The sequence below is a fragment of the Phenylobacterium sp. genome (assembly GCF_016793225.1).
Lineage (GTDB): Bacteria > Pseudomonadota > Alphaproteobacteria > Caulobacterales > Caulobacteraceae > Phenylobacterium.
Genome location: NZ_JAEUMN010000134.1, coordinates 1 through 15,445 on the forward strand (window position 1 = coordinate 1; position 15,445 = coordinate 15,445).

The 15,445-nt window shown below is 71.0% G+C and carries 14 protein-coding genes and 1 tRNA gene; 6 read left to right on the forward strand and 9 right to left on the reverse strand.

The annotated features are described in order from the left end of the window. Positions 1-616 precede the first annotated feature (616 nt). Positions 617-1,606, reverse strand: a complete 990-nt coding sequence (locus JNK30_RS15495; RefSeq protein WP_293483495.1) for a helix-turn-helix transcriptional regulator — start codon at positions 1,604-1,606, stop codon at positions 617-619. A 252-nt stretch (positions 1,607-1,858) separates the two neighbouring features. On the opposite strand from JNK30_RS15495, the gene JNK30_RS15500 reads away from it, so the two are divergent. After that, positions 1,859-2,572 (forward strand): PEPxxWA-CTERM sorting domain-containing protein, encoded by a 714-nt coding sequence (locus JNK30_RS15500; protein WP_293483496.1) that lies wholly within the window; start codon positions 1,859-1,861, stop codon positions 2,570-2,572. Here JNK30_RS15500 and JNK30_RS15505 read toward each other — a convergent pair. Then, on the reverse strand, positions 2,569-3,672 hold the full coding sequence (locus JNK30_RS15505; protein ID WP_293483498.1) for a trypsin-like peptidase domain-containing protein: 1,104 nt from the start codon (positions 3,670-3,672) through the stop codon (positions 2,569-2,571). The two genes, JNK30_RS15500 and JNK30_RS15505, sit on opposite strands and share 4 nt — an antisense overlap. Positions 3,673-3,775: 103 nt before the next feature. Here JNK30_RS15505 and JNK30_RS15510 point away from each other — a divergent pair, with 103 nt between their 5' ends. Together JNK30_RS15510 and JNK30_RS15515 are read left to right on the forward strand one after the other, a co-directional pair. After that, positions 3,776-4,492 (forward strand): SDR family NAD(P)-dependent oxidoreductase, encoded by a 717-nt coding sequence (locus JNK30_RS15510; RefSeq protein ID WP_293483500.1) that lies wholly within the window; start codon positions 3,776-3,778, stop codon positions 4,490-4,492. 98 nt (positions 4,493-4,590) lie between these two features. Then, entirely contained in the window at positions 4,591-6,429 is a 1,839-nt protein-coding gene (locus tag JNK30_RS15515; RefSeq protein ID WP_293483502.1) for a VWA domain-containing protein, read from the forward strand. A 21-nt stretch (positions 6,430-6,450) separates the two neighbouring features. On the opposite strand, the gene JNK30_RS15520 is transcribed toward JNK30_RS15515, so the two are convergent. The 4 genes from JNK30_RS15520 to JNK30_RS15535 all read right to left on the reverse strand — a co-directional run bounded on the left by JNK30_RS15520 (position 6,451) and on the right by JNK30_RS15535 (position 10,293). After that, positions 6,451-6,918 carry an NUDIX domain-containing protein gene (locus JNK30_RS15520; RefSeq protein ID WP_293483504.1) on the reverse strand — a complete coding sequence of 156 codons (468 nt, stop codon included), beginning with the start codon at positions 6,916-6,918 and terminating at the stop codon, positions 6,451-6,453. Then, positions 6,918-9,011 carry a prolyl oligopeptidase family serine peptidase gene (locus tag JNK30_RS15525; protein ID WP_293483506.1) on the reverse strand — a complete coding sequence of 698 codons (2,094 nt, stop codon included), beginning with the start codon at positions 9,009-9,011 and terminating at the stop codon, positions 6,918-6,920. The genes JNK30_RS15520 and JNK30_RS15525 overlap by 1 nt, the downstream gene beginning before the upstream one ends. A gap of 111 nt (positions 9,012-9,122) precedes the next feature. Continuing rightward, positions 9,123-9,263, reverse strand: coding sequence for a hypothetical protein (locus tag JNK30_RS15530; protein WP_293483508.1), 141 nt, complete (start codon positions 9,261-9,263; stop codon positions 9,123-9,125). Between the two features lie 43 nt (positions 9,264-9,306). Beyond that, positions 9,307-10,293: a YafY family protein gene (locus tag JNK30_RS15535; RefSeq protein ID WP_293483510.1), complete on the reverse strand. Its 987-nt coding sequence runs from the start codon at positions 10,291-10,293 to the stop codon at positions 9,307-9,309. Between the two features lie 77 nt (positions 10,294-10,370). Between JNK30_RS15535 and JNK30_RS15540 the strand changes: the two genes are divergently transcribed. Then, positions 10,371-10,712 (forward strand): hypothetical protein, encoded by a 342-nt coding sequence (locus tag JNK30_RS15540; protein ID WP_293483512.1) that lies wholly within the window; start codon positions 10,371-10,373, stop codon positions 10,710-10,712. A 9-nt stretch (positions 10,713-10,721) separates the two neighbouring features. On the opposite strand, the gene JNK30_RS15545 is transcribed toward JNK30_RS15540, so the two are convergent. Together JNK30_RS15545 and JNK30_RS15550 are read right to left on the reverse strand one after the other, a co-directional pair. Further along, the gene (locus tag JNK30_RS15545; protein ID WP_293483514.1) at positions 10,722-11,093 is read right to left on the reverse strand and encodes a DUF6285 domain-containing protein; all 372 of its coding nucleotides are present in this window, start codon (positions 11,091-11,093) and stop codon (positions 10,722-10,724) included. Continuing rightward, entirely contained in the window at positions 11,090-12,085 is a 996-nt protein-coding gene (locus JNK30_RS15550; RefSeq protein WP_293483516.1) for a phosphotransferase family protein, read from the reverse strand. Before JNK30_RS15550 ends, JNK30_RS15545 begins: the two co-directional genes overlap by 4 nt. Positions 12,086-12,201: 116 nt before the next feature. Between JNK30_RS15550 and JNK30_RS15555 the strand changes: the two genes are divergently transcribed. Continuing rightward, positions 12,202-13,569 (forward strand): acyl-CoA dehydrogenase, encoded by a 1,368-nt coding sequence (locus JNK30_RS15555; protein ID WP_293483518.1) that lies wholly within the window; start codon positions 12,202-12,204, stop codon positions 13,567-13,569. 30 nt (positions 13,570-13,599) lie between these two features. Here the strand turns inward: JNK30_RS15555 and JNK30_RS15560 are convergent, their stop codons facing one another. Then, positions 13,600-15,015 carry a Mur ligase family protein gene (locus tag JNK30_RS15560; protein ID WP_293483520.1) on the reverse strand — a complete coding sequence of 472 codons (1,416 nt, stop codon included), beginning with the start codon at positions 15,013-15,015 and terminating at the stop codon, positions 13,600-13,602. A gap of 330 nt (positions 15,016-15,345) precedes the next feature. Between JNK30_RS15560 and JNK30_RS15565 the strand changes: the two genes are divergently transcribed. Further along, a tRNA-Asn gene (locus JNK30_RS15565) sits at positions 15,346-15,421 on the forward strand. Positions 15,422-15,445: the final 24 nt, after the last annotated feature.

Genomic DNA, 15,445 nt, shown 5'->3' on the forward strand with positions numbered 1-15,445 from the left:
GCGGTTCGAGGCCACGGCCGAGGCCCAGGCCGACTGGTCCGAGCACGTGAAGAGCATGTACTCGATGGTGCTGATGCGGAAGGCCAAGTCCTGGTTCACGGGTTACAACTCGAACATCGAGGGGCGCGAGCACGGCAAGACCCGCTACCTAGTCTACAACGGCGGCCAGCCTCGATATCGGAAGAGAATCAACCGCGTCGCCGACGAGGGCTATGCGGGTGTCGTATTTGATCCACCCATCTTAAGGACAGGCCCGCAGGGCGAGGTGACATCTCAAGCCCACGTGGCGCGGGTATAGTGGCGTCTGCTTCAGCGGCGCGCTCCTTCGCGGCGATCGCTGCACCGCGAGTGGGCTAGTCATGCCCAAGGCCGACAGTGGGGCCCTAGCGTCCCCGCTTCGGCAGACTTCGCCAACGGAGTCATGCGAGTAGCTCTGCGACTCCGTCGATGCATCGGGAGTCGACGCTGAAGCAGTACGGCCAGCACCTACGGCTGCACATCCCCCTATGATCGGCAGGACCAAGCTCTCGGCTTTGACCCTGCCGGCCGTTCGCGCCTTCGAGGACCAGCTGCGTGACGCCGGCCCCTCCCAGGCCATGATCCCCGCCCCTTCCGGTCAGACGCCGGCCTCGTCGAGGCGCCGCGCCAGCTCGAGCTTCGAGTGCACGCCCAGCTTGGCGTAGACGGCCGCCAGCTGGTTTCGCGCGGTCGCTCGGCTGACGCGCAGGCTCGCCGCCGCCTCGGCCGCCGTGAGGCCGCGCGCGAAGGCTATCGCGACGCGCAGCTCTGCCGGAGAGAGCGGCAGGTCGGCGGCGCCGTCGGCGAACGTCAGGACGTGGCGGTCGTCGCCACGATGCAGCCGGAACCCCTGCCCGCGGACGTCGGTCCGGTCATCCGTTCCGGCCGCGAGCGCACGAAGGGGCGGCGGCAGCAGCGGGCCGACCCAGCCGGCGAAGACGACCTGCATCCGCAGGCCGAACGCCGCGTCCGAGGCATGGACCTGGCCCAGGCCGTCGACGACCGCGTGGCCGTCCGGGAGCGGCGGGGGGGCCCGGCCGCCCGCCTCGCCGCCCCGCGCGACTTGCCACAGGAGACGGTGTCTCCAGGCCGCCGCCAGGTGCGGCATGAGGAGCTCCAGCGCATCGCGCTCGTCGTCGCGGAAGACCGCGCGGCGGTCCGCCCGGAAGAGGTAGACCAGCTCGCCGACCTGCGTCACCGGGTCGATCGCGGTGACGCCCAGCGCATGCTCCATGCCGCCGGGACCACAGAAGGCCTGGTAGATCTCGGACTCATAGTGGGCGTCGAGCGGCTGGATGTCCTCGTTGCGCAGAGCCTCTCCGGGGCGTCGGGCGACCGCGCTGCGCAGCAGGTCGTGGGCCTGCCAGCGTACGCCGTACTCCACGAGCCGTTCCGGTGAGAAATCCACCGCCGCGATCCCGAAGATCAGCATCGGCTCCTGGACCCCGGAGCCCCAGATGGCCGAGTCGAAGGGGATCAGCTCGCGAACCCGCTGAAGGCAGCCCTCGCGGAAGGTGGCGAAGGGGCGGAGCGGCGCGGCGTCGTGAATGTCCAGTGCGGCGCTATTGATGCGTCGGGAAAAATCCACGCGACTGCGACCTCTCCCATCTCAAGGGCCGGCGTGCAGCATAGGCGGCCGTCGCGCCGCGCCCATAGAGCATATGCATCATTGTGAAGCTTCGGGGGCCGCCCCGCACCCCGCCGCAGCCCGATTTGAGGTGCATCGGCGCCATGGAGCGGCGACCGCCCCGGACCTACCATCTGCCTGAAACAATTTGGCTTTTCGCCTGTCAGGGGAATTCTGGCGGGCGGGCCGACAGCATCGGACAGGGGTGACACCATGAGCAGACTTGCAAACATCCTGGGCGCCGCCGCCCTGTTTGGCGCCGCCGCCTCGGGCGCCCATGCGGCGCTTCCCTTCGGCACGCTCTCGTTCGTCCAGCCGGACGGGACGGCGGGAGCCTCCGACGTCATCGACATCGTCGTGCGGTTCACGCTCAGCCAAGACTCGGATCCCTTCGCCGTGGATGCGGACGGACTGGTCACGGCCGGCGGCCCGTCCGAACAGGAACTGCTCGACCGCGGGTTCGCTGTCGACGCGCCCTACACCACAGCCATTTCCTACTCGGCCGGGTGCAGCGGCTCGTTCCTCGGTGGCAACTGCGGCGGCCCGTATGCCTTCAACTTCGGGTTCGGGTTCAGCAACATTTCCCTGCAACCGGGCGAAAGCGTGGACTTCCTGTTCGGCCGCCTCTCCCCGAACGGCGGGACCGCGGCCCCCGGAATCTACAACTTCTACAGCGCCCAGCTGCAGGTGGTGGCCTACCGGATCCCCGAGAACGGCCCGTACCAGGAGGCCCGCTTCACCCTTGCCGACACCTGCCCGAACGGCGACGACCTGAGCTGCGACTTCACGCGGACCGTCCGCGCCGGCGGCGGCGGAATCGTGCCGGAGCCCTCGACCTGGGCGCTGATGATCCTGGGCTTCGGCGCCGCCGGCTCGGCCCTCCGCGCGAACCGGCGCCGGGCCCTGCCCGGTCCGGCGCGCGGCTAGCCGGAGAGCTCGTCCGGGCGACGGACCGTACGGACGCTGACCTCGCCCGCCCGCCGGTCGCGGATCACCCGCAGGCGCAGGGTGTCTCCCGGCTTCGCGCCTGCGATGCGCCGCGTCAGCCCGCCCGCTCCGGTGACCGCCTCGCCGTTCACGGCCGTCACCACGTCGCCTGGGCGGAGCGCAGCCGCGGCCGGGCCGCCGCGCACGATGCCCGCGATCAGCGCCCCGCGCTGGCCGCCGATGCCCAGCTGAGCGGCGACCGCCGGCGTCAGGTCGGCGACGCTGACGCCCAGGTAGCCGCGCACCACGCGCCCCGACTGGATGAGCTGCCGGCTCACGTCCTCCGCCAGGTCGGCGGGGATGGCGAAGCCGATGCCGACCGAACCGCCGGACGGCGAGAAGATGGCGGTGTTCACGCCGACCACCCGGCCCTGCAGGTCGAACGACGGGCCGCCCGAGTTCCCCGCGTTGATGGGCGCGTCGATCTGCAGGTAGCTGACGTAGGCCTCCCCGATCTCGCGGCCGTAGGCCGAGACGATGCCCGCCGTGGCCGTGCCGCCCAGGCCGAACGGATTGCCCACCGCCACCACCCAGTCGCCGACCTGCGGCGCGGCCTGGCGTCCGAAGCTCACATACGGCAACCCCTGGGCGTCCACCTTGAGGACGGCGATGTCCGTCGGCGGGTCGCGGCCGAGCAGGCGCGCGCGGAACTGCCGGCCGTCCGAGAGGCTGACCACCACCTCCTGCGCGCCCTCGACCACGTGGTTGTTGGTGACCACATAGCCGTCGGCGCTGATCAGGAAGCCCGAGCCCGCGCCGCGCCGGACCGGGCGCGGCCCGAAGCCGGGGACCACGCCCGGCGGCAGCATGCGGCCGTCATCGGCGAAGGCGCCGCCCACCGCCAGGGTGTCGATGGACACGACCGCCGGGGCGACCCGGCGGATGATCGGGGCGAAGGAGTCCGGCGCCTGCGCCGCGCCCGCGGGGATGGCGACCGGGGGCGGAGCGGCGGCGGCCTCGGGCGCCGGCGCGGCGGGCCGCTCGCAGGCCGCGACGATCAGGGCCGCCGCGGCGGCGAGGGTGATGGTCCTGGCGGACATGCCGGGCTCCCGGAAGTCGGTGGGCTGGTGCGATGCAGATGGTCGCGCGGACGGTTCGGCGCCAGACGCTTGAACCCGCGGACCGCGCGCCCTACCCGGAGCCATGACACGCGAAACGCCCCACGTCTTGGTCACCGGCTCCACCCGCGGCATCGGCGCCGCCATCCTCGCATCGCTCGAAGGCCGGGCGCGCGCGGTCGGCCACGGCCGCGGCGACGGCCCGCTGGCGATCGGCGCGGACCTCTCGGCCTCCGGCGCCGGCGACCGCCTGTGGGATGCGGCGCTGGCGCGCCTGGACGGCCGGATCGACGTGCTCATCAACAACGCCGGCGTGTTCGAGGCGGTCGGCGTCGACGCCGCCGCGGCCGACTGGCAGGCGGCCTGGGCCCGCGCCCTGCAGATCAACCTCCAGGCCTCGGCCGACCTCTGCCGGCGCGCGGTGCTGCACTGGCGCGAGCGGGCCTCGGGGGGCCGGATCGTCAACATCGCGAGCCGGGCGGCATATCGCGGCGACAGCCCGGCGCACTGGCACTACGCCGCCTCCAAGGCCGGCATGGTGGGGATGACGAAGTCGATCGCCCGCGGCTACGCGGCCGAGGGCATCCTGGCCTTCGCCATCTGCCCCGGGTTCACCATGACCGGCATGGCCGAGGACTACCTGGCCAGCCGCGGCGGCGAGAAGCTTCTGGCGGACATTCCCCTCGGACGCGTGGCCGACGCCGAAGAGGTCGCAAACGCCGCGGCCTACCTGGCCCTGGAGGCGCCGGCTTCGATGACGGGCGCCGTCCTCGACATCAACGGCGCGAGCTTCGTGCGCTAGGCGAGCCGGCGCGGCGTTCGATTTTCTGCGCCGCCTCGAACCCTACGCGATCCCGCCCCGCGTATCCCCGACAGGACCACGATCGGAGTACGCCTGCGATGACGCGCCGCCGCCTTGGAGCCCTCGGGCTCGCCTGCCTCACCGCCGCCGCCCCGGCGTCCGTCCCGGCCCAGCCCTCCCGGTACGTGGAGCCGGGCGTCAGTCCCGACGCCTGCGCCCGCTTCGGCTACAACCCCACGCCGGAGCGCGAGGTTCGGCCGCCCCAGGCGAGATTTGGCGCGGGCGGCGCCTATCGGGCTCCGCCGCCGCCTCCGCCGTCTCCCCCACCGCCGCCGGCCGGTCAGGTGAGCGCGCCCAGCATACCGCCGCTCCCCGTTCCGCCCGTCGAGCGGCGCATCGGACAGCCCCGCATCCAGGCGCCCGCCGCAGCCCTCGAGGAGCAGGTCGTCACCGGCGGCCGCAGGATCGCGCCGGCGCCCTACCAGCGCTTCCCCTCGCAGCCGCTGGACACCGAGCGCTATCCGGACGCCGGCCCCAATCCGATCCGGCAGACCGCGGCGGACCCCGTCTCGACCTTCTCCGTGGACGTGGACACCGCCGCCTACGCGAACGTGCGCCGGTTCCTGCGCGACGGGGCTCGGCCGCCCAGCGAAGCGGTGCGGGTCGAGGAGCTGGTGAACTACTTCGACTACGGCTACGCGCCGCCGCGCGACCGTGCGTCGCCGTTCAGCACGCATGTCTCGCTCGCCCCCTCGCCGTGGGCCGGCCAGCGGCAGATCCTGCACATCGGAATCCAGGGCTTCGACCTGCCCCGGACGGCGGCGCCGCCGCTCAACCTGGTGTTCCTCGTGGACACGTCGGGCTCGATGATGCCGCCCGACCGGCTGCCGCTGGCGCAGAAGTCCCTCAACCTGCTGGTCGACCAGCTGCGCCCGCAGGACCGGGTCTCGATCGTCGCCTATGCGGGTTCGGCCGGCGCGGTGCTGGCCCCCACCGACGGGGCTCAGAAGCTCAGGATCCGGTGCGCGGTCGGCGCCCTGCAGTCGGGCGGGTCCACCGCCGGCGGCCAGGGCCTCGCCCTCGCCTACGCCTTCGCCCGCGAGCACTTCGACCCCAAGGCGGTGAACCGCGTGATCCTGCTGACCGACGGCGACTTCAACGTCGGCGTCGCCGATCCGGCGAAGCTGAAGGACTTCGTCGCCGAGAAGCGCAAGGACGGCGTCTACCTGTCGGTCTACGGCTTCGGCCGCGGCAACTACAACGACGTGATGATGCAGACGCTGGCGCAGAACGGGAACGGGACCGCGGCCTACATCGACAGCCTGCAGGAGGCGCGGAAGCTGTTCCGCACCGACTTCACGAAGTCGCTGTTCCCCATCGCCGACGACGTGAAGGTGCAGGTCGAGTTCAACCCCGCCCGCGTCAGCGAGTACCGGCTGATCGGCTACGAGACGCGCATGCTCGCGCGCGAGGACTTCAACAACGACCGCGTGGACGCCGGCGAGGTGGGCGCGGGCGCGTCGGTGACGGCGCTCTACGAGATCACGCCGGCGGGCGCGCCGGGATCGGCCGATCCTCTGCGCTATGGCCGGGCTGCGCCGGCGCCGGCCGCGGGCGGCGAGCTGGCCTACCTGAAGATCCGCTACAAGCTGCCCGGCGAGCGCAGGTCGCGCCTGATCGAGCGCCCGATCGGGGCCGGCGACGCCGCGGCGACCCTCAACATCGCGCCGGAAGCCACCCGCTGGGCGGTGGCGGTGGCGGGCTTCGGGCAGAAGCTCAGGCGTGACCCCCGCGTCTCGGACGCGTTCGGCTGGGACGAGGTGGTGAGGCTCGCCCAGACCGCCCGCGGCGCCGATCCCTTTGGCGAGCGCGCGGAATTCGTCCAGCTGGCGCGCGCCGCCGCCGAGGCTCGCGGGGTCAACGAACAGACGCCGTGAGGAGCGACGAGGGCGGGCCGGTCACGCCGTGCGCAACCGCCCGACCGCCTCCAGCAGGATCGGGCGCTGGCCCTTGTGGATCTTCACGGCCGACGTCGCGGCGTCGAACCACGCCGCGCGATCGACCTCCGGGAAGGACGCGCGCCGCCCGGAGCGGGGCGGCCACTCCATCTCGAACCGGTTGCTCTCGATGCGGCTCACGTCGATGTCGGCCTCCACGAGCCAGGCCTGGATGGTCTTGCCCGAGGCCGTGACCGGCGTCAGGGGCTGGGCGTCGCCGGCGATCTCGAGACCCAGTTCCTCGCGGAACTCCCGCCGGGCGGCGGCCCAGTCCTCCTCGCCGGGTTCGACCAGCCCCTTGGGAATGGACCAGCCCGCCGCATCCTTCTTCGCCCAGTACGGCCCGCCCGGGTGGACCAGCAGGAACTCCGGCCCCCCGGGGCGGCGACGCCAGGCCAGCACGCCCGCGCTGACCACCCGCGGCGCCATCAGTCCATCAGACGCTGCATGAGATAGGTGTACTCCAGCGCCTGCCGCATCGCCCGCTCGTTGAGGTTGGCGGCCGCGGCGTGACCGCCGTCGATGTTCTCGTAGTAGAGGTAGTCGCAGCCGTACTCCTTGAGGCGTGCGGCGGCCTTGCGGGCGTGCGCCGGGTGCACCCGGTCGTCCTTGGTGGACGTCTCGATGAACACGCGCGGATAGGGCTTGCCCCTCGCGAGGTTCTGGTACGGCGAGTAGCTCATCAGCATCGCGCGCTCTTCGGGGACCTTGGGGTCGCCGTACTCGCCGATCCAGGACGAGCCTGCGCCGATGTGGTCGTAGCCGATCATGTCGAACAGCGGGACCTGGATGACGATGGCGTTGTACAGCTCGGGCCGCTTGGTGAGCGCCACGCCCATCAGGAGGCCGCCGTTGGAGCCGCCCATGATGCCGAGCTTCTTGGGGTTGGTGATCTTGCGCGCGATGAGGTCCTCGCTGACGGCGAAGAAGTCGTCGTATACCGCCATCCGCTTCAGCTTCAGGCCGGCGTTGTGCCAGCGCGGGCCGAACTCGCCGCCGCCGCGGATGTTGGCCACCACATAGACGCCGCCCTTCTCGAGCCAGAGCTTGCCGACGGTCGCGGCGTAGCTCGGCGTCTGGCTGACCAGGAAGCCGCCGTAGGCGTAGAGCAGCGTCGGGTTCGAGCCGTCCAGCTTCATGTCCTTCCGGTGGACGACAAAGTACGGGACCTTCGTACCGTCCTTGGACGTGGCCCAGTACTGCTCCACCGCCATGTTCGAGGCGTCGAAGCGCGGCGGCAGCGTGCGGACCTGCTGCGCCTTGCCCGCCTCGGCGTCCGCCAGCCACTGGCTGGACGGCGTCAGATAGCCCGTCACGTTCAGGACCAGGCCGTCGCTGTGGTCGGCGGCCGAGCCGATGCTGATCGTCGAGTCCTTCGGCAGGTCGAGCCGGGTCGGGGCCCAGCCCGCCCCGTTGCGGCGGTAGGAGATGACCTGGCCCTTCACGTTGTCGAAGAGCGCGATCACCAGGCGGTTGCGGGTGGTGGTGACCTGCTCCACGGCCTGGGTCTCTGTGGGGCGAAGGATCAGCGCCGGGGACATGTTCGAGGGATCGGCCTTCACGGCCGCGAGGTCGAAATCCACGAGGTCGCCCTCGCGGAAGCCCTTGCCCGTCCAGTTGTCCTCGAGGCTCACGACCAGGCGGCCGGCCAGGTAGCCCTGGACCGAGGACTTGGTCGGCAGGTCCAGCTTCCGCGGCCCGCCATCGGCGAGCAGGTAGTGCTCGGCGTTGAAGGTGTCGAGCGGGCGCTGGATCAGCACTGCCTGCAGCCGGCCGTCGGGCTCGCGCAGAACGATGGGAGAGACGCCGTAGCCCCCGTCGTCCTTGCGCCCGCGGAACACCTCCAGGGCCTCGGACATCTTCTGGCCGCGCTTCAGGATCTTGGCGATGAAGGGGTATCCGGACGTCGTCACGTCGCCCTTCTCCCACTCGGCGACCACGATCAGCGTGTCCTTGTCGAGCCAGTCCAGGCGGTGCTTGCCCTCCGGCAGGCGGAACCCGCCTTCGACGAACCGGCCCGTCTGGGTGTCGAACTCGCGCACCTCGACCGCGTCCTTGCCGCCGTTCGACAGGCTGACCAGGCAGTAGCGGTCGTCCGGAGCCAGGCAGTTGGCGCCTTTCCAGACCCAGTTCGCCTTCTCGGCCTTCGACAGCGCGTCGAGATCCAGGATCGCGCGCCACTCCGGGGCGCCGGCGCGGTAGCTCTCGACCGAGGTGGTCCGCCACACCCCGCGCACGTGTTCGGCATCCTGCCAGTAGTCCCGCAGGGCGCCGTCGCCGGCGAAATAGACGCTGGGGATCCGGTCCTTGGCGGTCGCGATCTTCAGCGCGTCGGCGTAGAGCCCCGCATAGCGGGGGTCGTTCTGCAGCTGCGGGAGCGAGCGGGCGTTCTCGGCCTTCGCCCACTCCAGCGCCCGCGCGCCCTCGATCTCCTCCATCCAGGTGTACGGGTCGTGATCAGGCGCAGCGGCCCCCATGAGAAAGGCTCCGGCCAGGACGGTCGCGACGGCGCGCAACAGCATGATTGTTCCCCGAACTCGATACGCGGTGAATGCCGGCTCGATTTCTAGCCAACGGGCCCGGGAAATTCTCGCCTTTTCGGCGGGGTTCGCGCGTCGCGACCGGCGAAGCGGTCAGGGCCCCACCATCAGGCCGACGTAGGCGACGGGCAGGACCCAGACCATCACGGCGGCGAGGCCCAGCATGAGCCGGCGGCGGCGGCGGCGCGGGCGCACCTGGGTCTCGAAGAAGGTCGCGTAATCGAGCGTGGTCATGGGTCGTCTCCGTTGCTGGAAACGACCCTGAGGCCGACCTACGTCAATTCCGGACGTGCGTCCGCACCGCGGCCTCGAGTTCGCTGCGCATCATCGCCTGCAGCGCCGGCGGCTCGACGATCTCCACCTTGTCGCCCCAGGTGAACAGGTGCCAGGCGAGCTCCCGCATCCCGCTGGCCCGGAACCGGACGATCGTCGACCCGTCGGCCTGCGGCTCCACCTTCTGACGGGCGTGGAAGCGCCAGCGCAGGGCGTCCTCGCGACCTTCGGGCGTGATGCGCAGGACCACGTCCTCGGTGTCGTCCTGGTAGATGCCGAAACTCTCGTCCGCATAGGCCTGGAGGGAGAAGTCCTCGGGCCGGTCGGCCGCCCGTCCGGTGACCTCCGGCTCGAAGACCCGGTCCAGCCGCCAGTTGCGCGGACCCGTGCCCGCCCCGACCTCCTCGGCCACGAGGTAGTTCGAGCGACCGAAGAGGATGCCGTAGGGCGTCACCTCCCGTACACGGCCCGGCTGGGAGCCGCCCTCGTAGCGGAACCTCAGCGTCGAGAGCGCCTTCAGCGCCTCGCGGACGGCGGCGAGCACGGTCTCCTCCTCGAAAGGCCGGGGACCGGCCTGCACGGCGATGGTCTCCGCTTGCAGCAGCGCTTCCAGGTCGGGGGCGAGCCGGCGGCGGGCCGAGGCGCGCATGGCCGACAGCACCTTCTGCTCCAGCGCGCGGAGGGCCGCGGCGCGGGCGTGCGCCCCCTGCCGGTCCATCGCCTCGGCCGAGGCGGTCAGCGCGGCCAGCTCCTCCGCCGTCGGAGCCTGGAAGAGGCCGTCCAGACCCGACGGGATCCGGAACCGGCGCTCGCGCCCATCCTCGACCACCTCCATGGCGGGGAACACGGTCGCCACCGCATCGCGCATCCGCTCGACGGTCCGTCGCGCCACGCCCAGGCGCTCGGCCATCTCGTCGAGCGTAAGGCCCTCGGCCGTCCCGGCCAGCATCCGCGCGAGCTCCAGCAGTCGCGCGCCTTTTTCGTGCCTCATGGGAACGTACGTCCGATTTTGTCGTAGCTGACAGACAAAACCAGAACCATCGACTTTCCGCAATGGAGAACGGACCGATGGCCTCCCGCTTCCAGCCCCGCCGCGCCACCTTCACCCAGGGCCGCCTGATCGGCGACCGTTTCGCGTCGTCACCGGGCCGCACGCATCCGCGGCCGGTCCAGGCGCCGCCGCCGGTTCGCCCGCCGCCCCCGGCCGCCCTGGTGGACGCGGTGCTGCGCTATCACGACGTGGAGCTCGACCAGGGGGGCGAGCGGACCCTGCTGCGCCTCTCGGAACGTCGCATGCGCGAGCCCGAGGTGGCCTCGGCCCTGGGCGCGGACGCATCCCGCGCCGCCCGCGTCGCGATCCTCTGGAACGAGCGCGAGAGCGAGATCATCCGGGTGCTCGAAGCCGCCTAGGGCTTCGGCTCATGCCGCGGGCGGCGGCGTGCCCTCGGGCCGATAGCTCGGCTGGTCGATGGCGATCTGGTCCCTGGCCATGGCCGCCAGCATCGGGAGCAGCCCGGGCGTTTCCACGCCCAGTTCGCCCGAGCGGATTCGCTCGCACAGCTCGGCGTTCAGCGCGGCGAAGTCGCCGTCGCTGCCCAGCACCTCCCGCATACCCTCCACGGCGCGGGCTTCCGCGGCCGGTCCCTGGGTCAGCTCGCGGTAGATGGTCGCCATGGCGTTGGCCGCGACGCGGGCCAGGAAGGCGTTGCGGGGATCCAGCGTCGGCCGGATCTCGTCGATCCACAGCCGGACCGACTCGGCGAGTTCCTCGGTGCGGGGATGGGTGATCAAAGGCCTTCCTCCAGCAGCACGACCAAGTCGGCTTCGGTCTCCGACACGCGGCGGCCGATCATCGGCCGCTCCACGGATTTGACCATGCCGTCGCGCCACGACAGGTACATGGTCAGGCACATCACGCCCCACCGCAGCGACCCCAGCATCTGCCAGAAGCGCACCCGCGACAGCTCGATCGCCCGGCCGCCGGCCGCCCTGTAGCCCTCCAGCAGGTCGGCATAGTCGCCGAAGCCGCCGACGGGGCGGTCCGGACGCCCGAAGCGCCAGGAGTTGGTGCAGATCCACCCCATGTCCTCGGCCGGGTCGCCGACATGGGCCAGCTCCCAGTCCAGCACCGCGGCGACGCCCGCCTGCGGGTCGAACATGATGTTCCCGTTCCGGAAGTCGCCGTGCAGCAACGTGGGCTCCACCGGAGCGGGCACATGCTTGCGGAGGTACTGGAAGGCCAGTTCCAGGATCGGGCGCTGGGCGCCGGTGGCGCGGTAGACCTCCTCGTAGCGGTCGAGCTCGATGGTCCCGTCGACCACCTTGAGGTTCATGTCGGCGGGCGGCGGCGTCTTGTGGATGCCCCAGAGCGCCTCGCCGCACTGGCGCGCCAGCGCCGGCCGCACGGCGTCGAACCGCGGATCGGAGGTGATCTTGCGGCCCAGCGTCTCGCCGTCGACGCGGACCATGACGTAGGCCTCGCCCAGCCCATCCTGATCGTCGCAGATGTGCCGCACGGTCGGCACGCGCGCGCCGTTTGCGCCGGTGGCCTGGATGAGCCTCGCCTCGGTCTGGAGGCTGACCGAGCGGGCCGTTTCGGGATCGAAGGGCACGCTGCGGCGGCGCAGGATCAGGCGCTCGGCGCCGCCCGCGCCGTCGAAGGCGAACGCCCACGTCTCCATGCTGGCGCCGCCCGACAGGCGCTGGGCCTCGGTCAGCTTCGCCCCCTCCCCGCCCAGCCGCGCGGCGAGCGTCTCGAGGGCGGCACGAACATCAACGGTCATGACCCGGCGGAACCTTCCGGTTGGTCTAATCTGGCCCCGATCTGGCGGGGTCGGGGGCGGCTTGTAAACGGTCCCCCGACGTCAAGCCCGCCCAAGGAAGCGTTGGGAGAACGGCCATGGACTTCAATATCCCCCAGGACATCCAGGACTACCTCGATGAGCTCGACCGCTTCATCGACGACGTCATCATGCCGCTCCAGCACGCGGACGATAACGACCGATTCTTCGACCACCGCCGCGAGCACGCCCGCACCGACTGGGACAACAACGGCCTGCCCCGGCCGGAGTGGGAGCAGCTGCTCGCCAAGGCCCGCAAGCTGGCCGACGACGCGGGCCACCTGCGATTTGCCTGGCCGGTCGAGATGGGCGGCAAGGGCGGCAGCCAGCTGGCCATGGCCATCATCCGCGAGCACCTGGCCGCCAAGGGCCTGGGCCTCTTCAACGACCTGCAGACCGAGCACTCGATCGTCGGCAACAACCCGTTCGTGCTGATGTTCAAGGAGTTCGCCACCAACGAGCAGTACGACCGCTACGCCGACGACCTGCTGAACGGCCGCATGCGCACCGGCTTCGGCCTGACCGAGCCCAACCACGGGTCCGACGCCACCTGGATGGAAACCCGCGCCGTCCGCCACGAGAAGGACGGCAAGCCGGGCTGGCTCATCAACGGCGAAAAGATGTGGACTACCGGAATGCACGTCGCGAACTACGTGATGTGCTTCGCGCGGACCTCCGGGAAGGACGGCGACGCCACCGGCATCACCTGCTTCATCGTCCCGGCGAACTCCCCCGGTCTCAAGATCGAGGAGTATCTGTGGACGTTCAACATGCCGACGGACCACCCGCGGATCAGCTTCACGGACGTCTGGATCCCGGAGGACAGCTACTGGGGCCAGATCGACCGGGGCCTGGGGATCGGGCAGTCGTTCGTGCACCAGAACCGGATCCGGCAGGCGGCGAGCTCGCTGGGCGCGGCGCAGTTCTGCATCAACGAGAGCGTGAAGTACGCCCGCACCCGCAAGCCGTTCGGCAAGGCGCTGGCCGAGAACCAGGCGATCCAGTGGCCGCTGATCGAGCTGCAGACCCAGTGCGAGATGCTGCGGCTGCTGATCCGCAAGACCGCCTGGCAGATGGACAACATGGAGCACAAGGAGATCGAGCGGACGATCTCGGACAAGGTGTCCATGTGCAACTACTGGGGCAACCGGCTGGTGTGCGAGGCGGCCGACCGGGCCATGCAGGTGCACGGCGGCATCGGCTATTCGCGCCACAAGCCCTTCGAGCACATCTTCCGCCACCACCGCCGCTACCGGATCACCGAGGGCTCGGAGGAGATCCAGATGCGCAAGGTGGGCGCCTACCTGTTCGGCTACCTGGGGCCGAAGCGGGCGGATCCGTTCTTCAAGGAACTGAACGACGCCGAGAAGGCCGCCCGGAGCGACTACGTCCAGCCGATCCCGGCGCACCACAACGCGTCGCGCTAGCGCATCGGGCCGCGGCCCTGGACCCTGGGTTCAGGCCGCGGCTTCCTGCGCGCCGTAGAGCCGGTCGAAGGCCGGCGGCAGGCTGTCGGGCAGCCCCAGCAGCGGCCCCGACGACAGCAAGAGCACCACCTCGTCGCCCGACAGGCGGCTGAGCGCCTCGGTCGCCGCCTCGGCGCTCTCGACGCCCTCGACGGCGACGCCGGCGGCGGCCGCACGGGCCAGGATCTCCGCGAAGCTCGACTGCAGGTGGGAGTCGGCGCCATGCGTCGGCGGCGGGACCACCAGCACCCGGGCCGCGCCTTCGAACACCGTGTCGTACCAGGGCAGCGCCTCGCGGTTGCGCCACGAGAAGGTGTGCGGCTCGAACACCACCGTCAGCGGCCGCGTGGGGTAGTGCAGCAGCATGGCCTCGATGGCCGAGCGGGCCTTCTCGTACGAACTGCCGAAGCCTTCGACGACGGGCACGGCCGAGGTCCGGGTGAGGCGGTCGAGGCGCCGCCGGATGCCGGCGAAGCCCGCGACGGCGCGGACGAGGTCCGCCTCCGAGACCAGGCCGCGCTCGAGCAGATAGGCCGAGACGCCGACGATGTTCTCCACGTTGTGCTCGCCGAGGAGGCTGGTGGACATCGCCAGCCGCCGGCCCCCGGGCCCCACGAGCGTGAAGCGCGTGGTCTCGCCGAAGGCCACGTCCTCGCAGAACCACCCGTCACAGGGCGCCGTGTCGTACCAGACGATCCGCGCCGCGGCCTCGCCGGCGATCGCCCGGATCGCCGGGTGCTCCCGGGCCACGAGCAAGCCCTCGGCCGGCGCCAGGCGCAGCAGCTCGCGGAACGGCGTCACATAGCTTTCGAGGGTCGGGAAGACGTTGACGTGGTCGTGGATCAGCGAGGTCAGGAGGATGTCGCGCGGATGGTAGAGGACGAACTTCGAGCGCCGGTCGTTGGGCCCGACGATGTACTCGTCCCCCTCCAGGATCACCTCCGGGGCGTCGCCCCAGTGACCGGTGTCGGGCAGGGACGGCGAGATCGCGCCGATCATCCAGCCGGCGTCGCGGCCGCTCTCGCGCAGGACGTGGGCCAGCAGCGCCGTGCAGGTGGACTTGCCGAATGAGCCCGCCACCACGGTGGTTGTCTTGAGGGCCGTGGCCTCGCCCACCAGCTCCGGGAAGGTCGTGACGCGGACCCCCCGCCGGCGGGCCTCCTGCACCTCGACGTTGCCTTCCCCGCCGAGCTTGGCGCTGGCCCCCAGGACCAGGATGTCGAGACCCGGCGGGAGATTCGCCGAATCGAATCGCCAGAAGACCGGGAAGCCCAGCCCCTCCACGTAGGTCGACATGGGCGGGAACGCCCCTTCGTCGGAACCCGTGATCTCGTGGCCGGCCTCGCGCATCATCAGCGCCGCCGCGGCCATGCCCGCGCCCGCGATGCCGGTGAAATGGATCCGCATCGGCCCTCTTTTCAAGCGACTAGCGTGCTGTGATCCCGCGATCCGCGGCCGGCGTCCAGTCCGGCGCGACAAGTCGCCGCCCGCGCGGGCCGGGCGTCGCCGGAAAGCGGTCCGTCGAGGCCTTTCCGCCGCGCGACGATCCTTAACCCAGGCTTAACCATGGACGCCGGACTCTCCTCGCGTCTTCCTTGAAGACACCCCACCATCACCAACTTTGTGTGGCCCGGCGTCCGCGCCGGGCCTCTTTTCGCGGGGACCTCGCAGGAGGCTTTCAGGCGTCTTGCGCAACCCCGCGGCCCGGCGTATACGCCCGCCCTCTCGATGAGATGATCCCCGATAGCTCAGCTGGTAGAGCAGTCGGCTGTTAACCGACTTGTCGCAGGTTCGAGTCCTGCTCGGGGAGCCATCGAGACCCTCCAGTCTTCCCCAG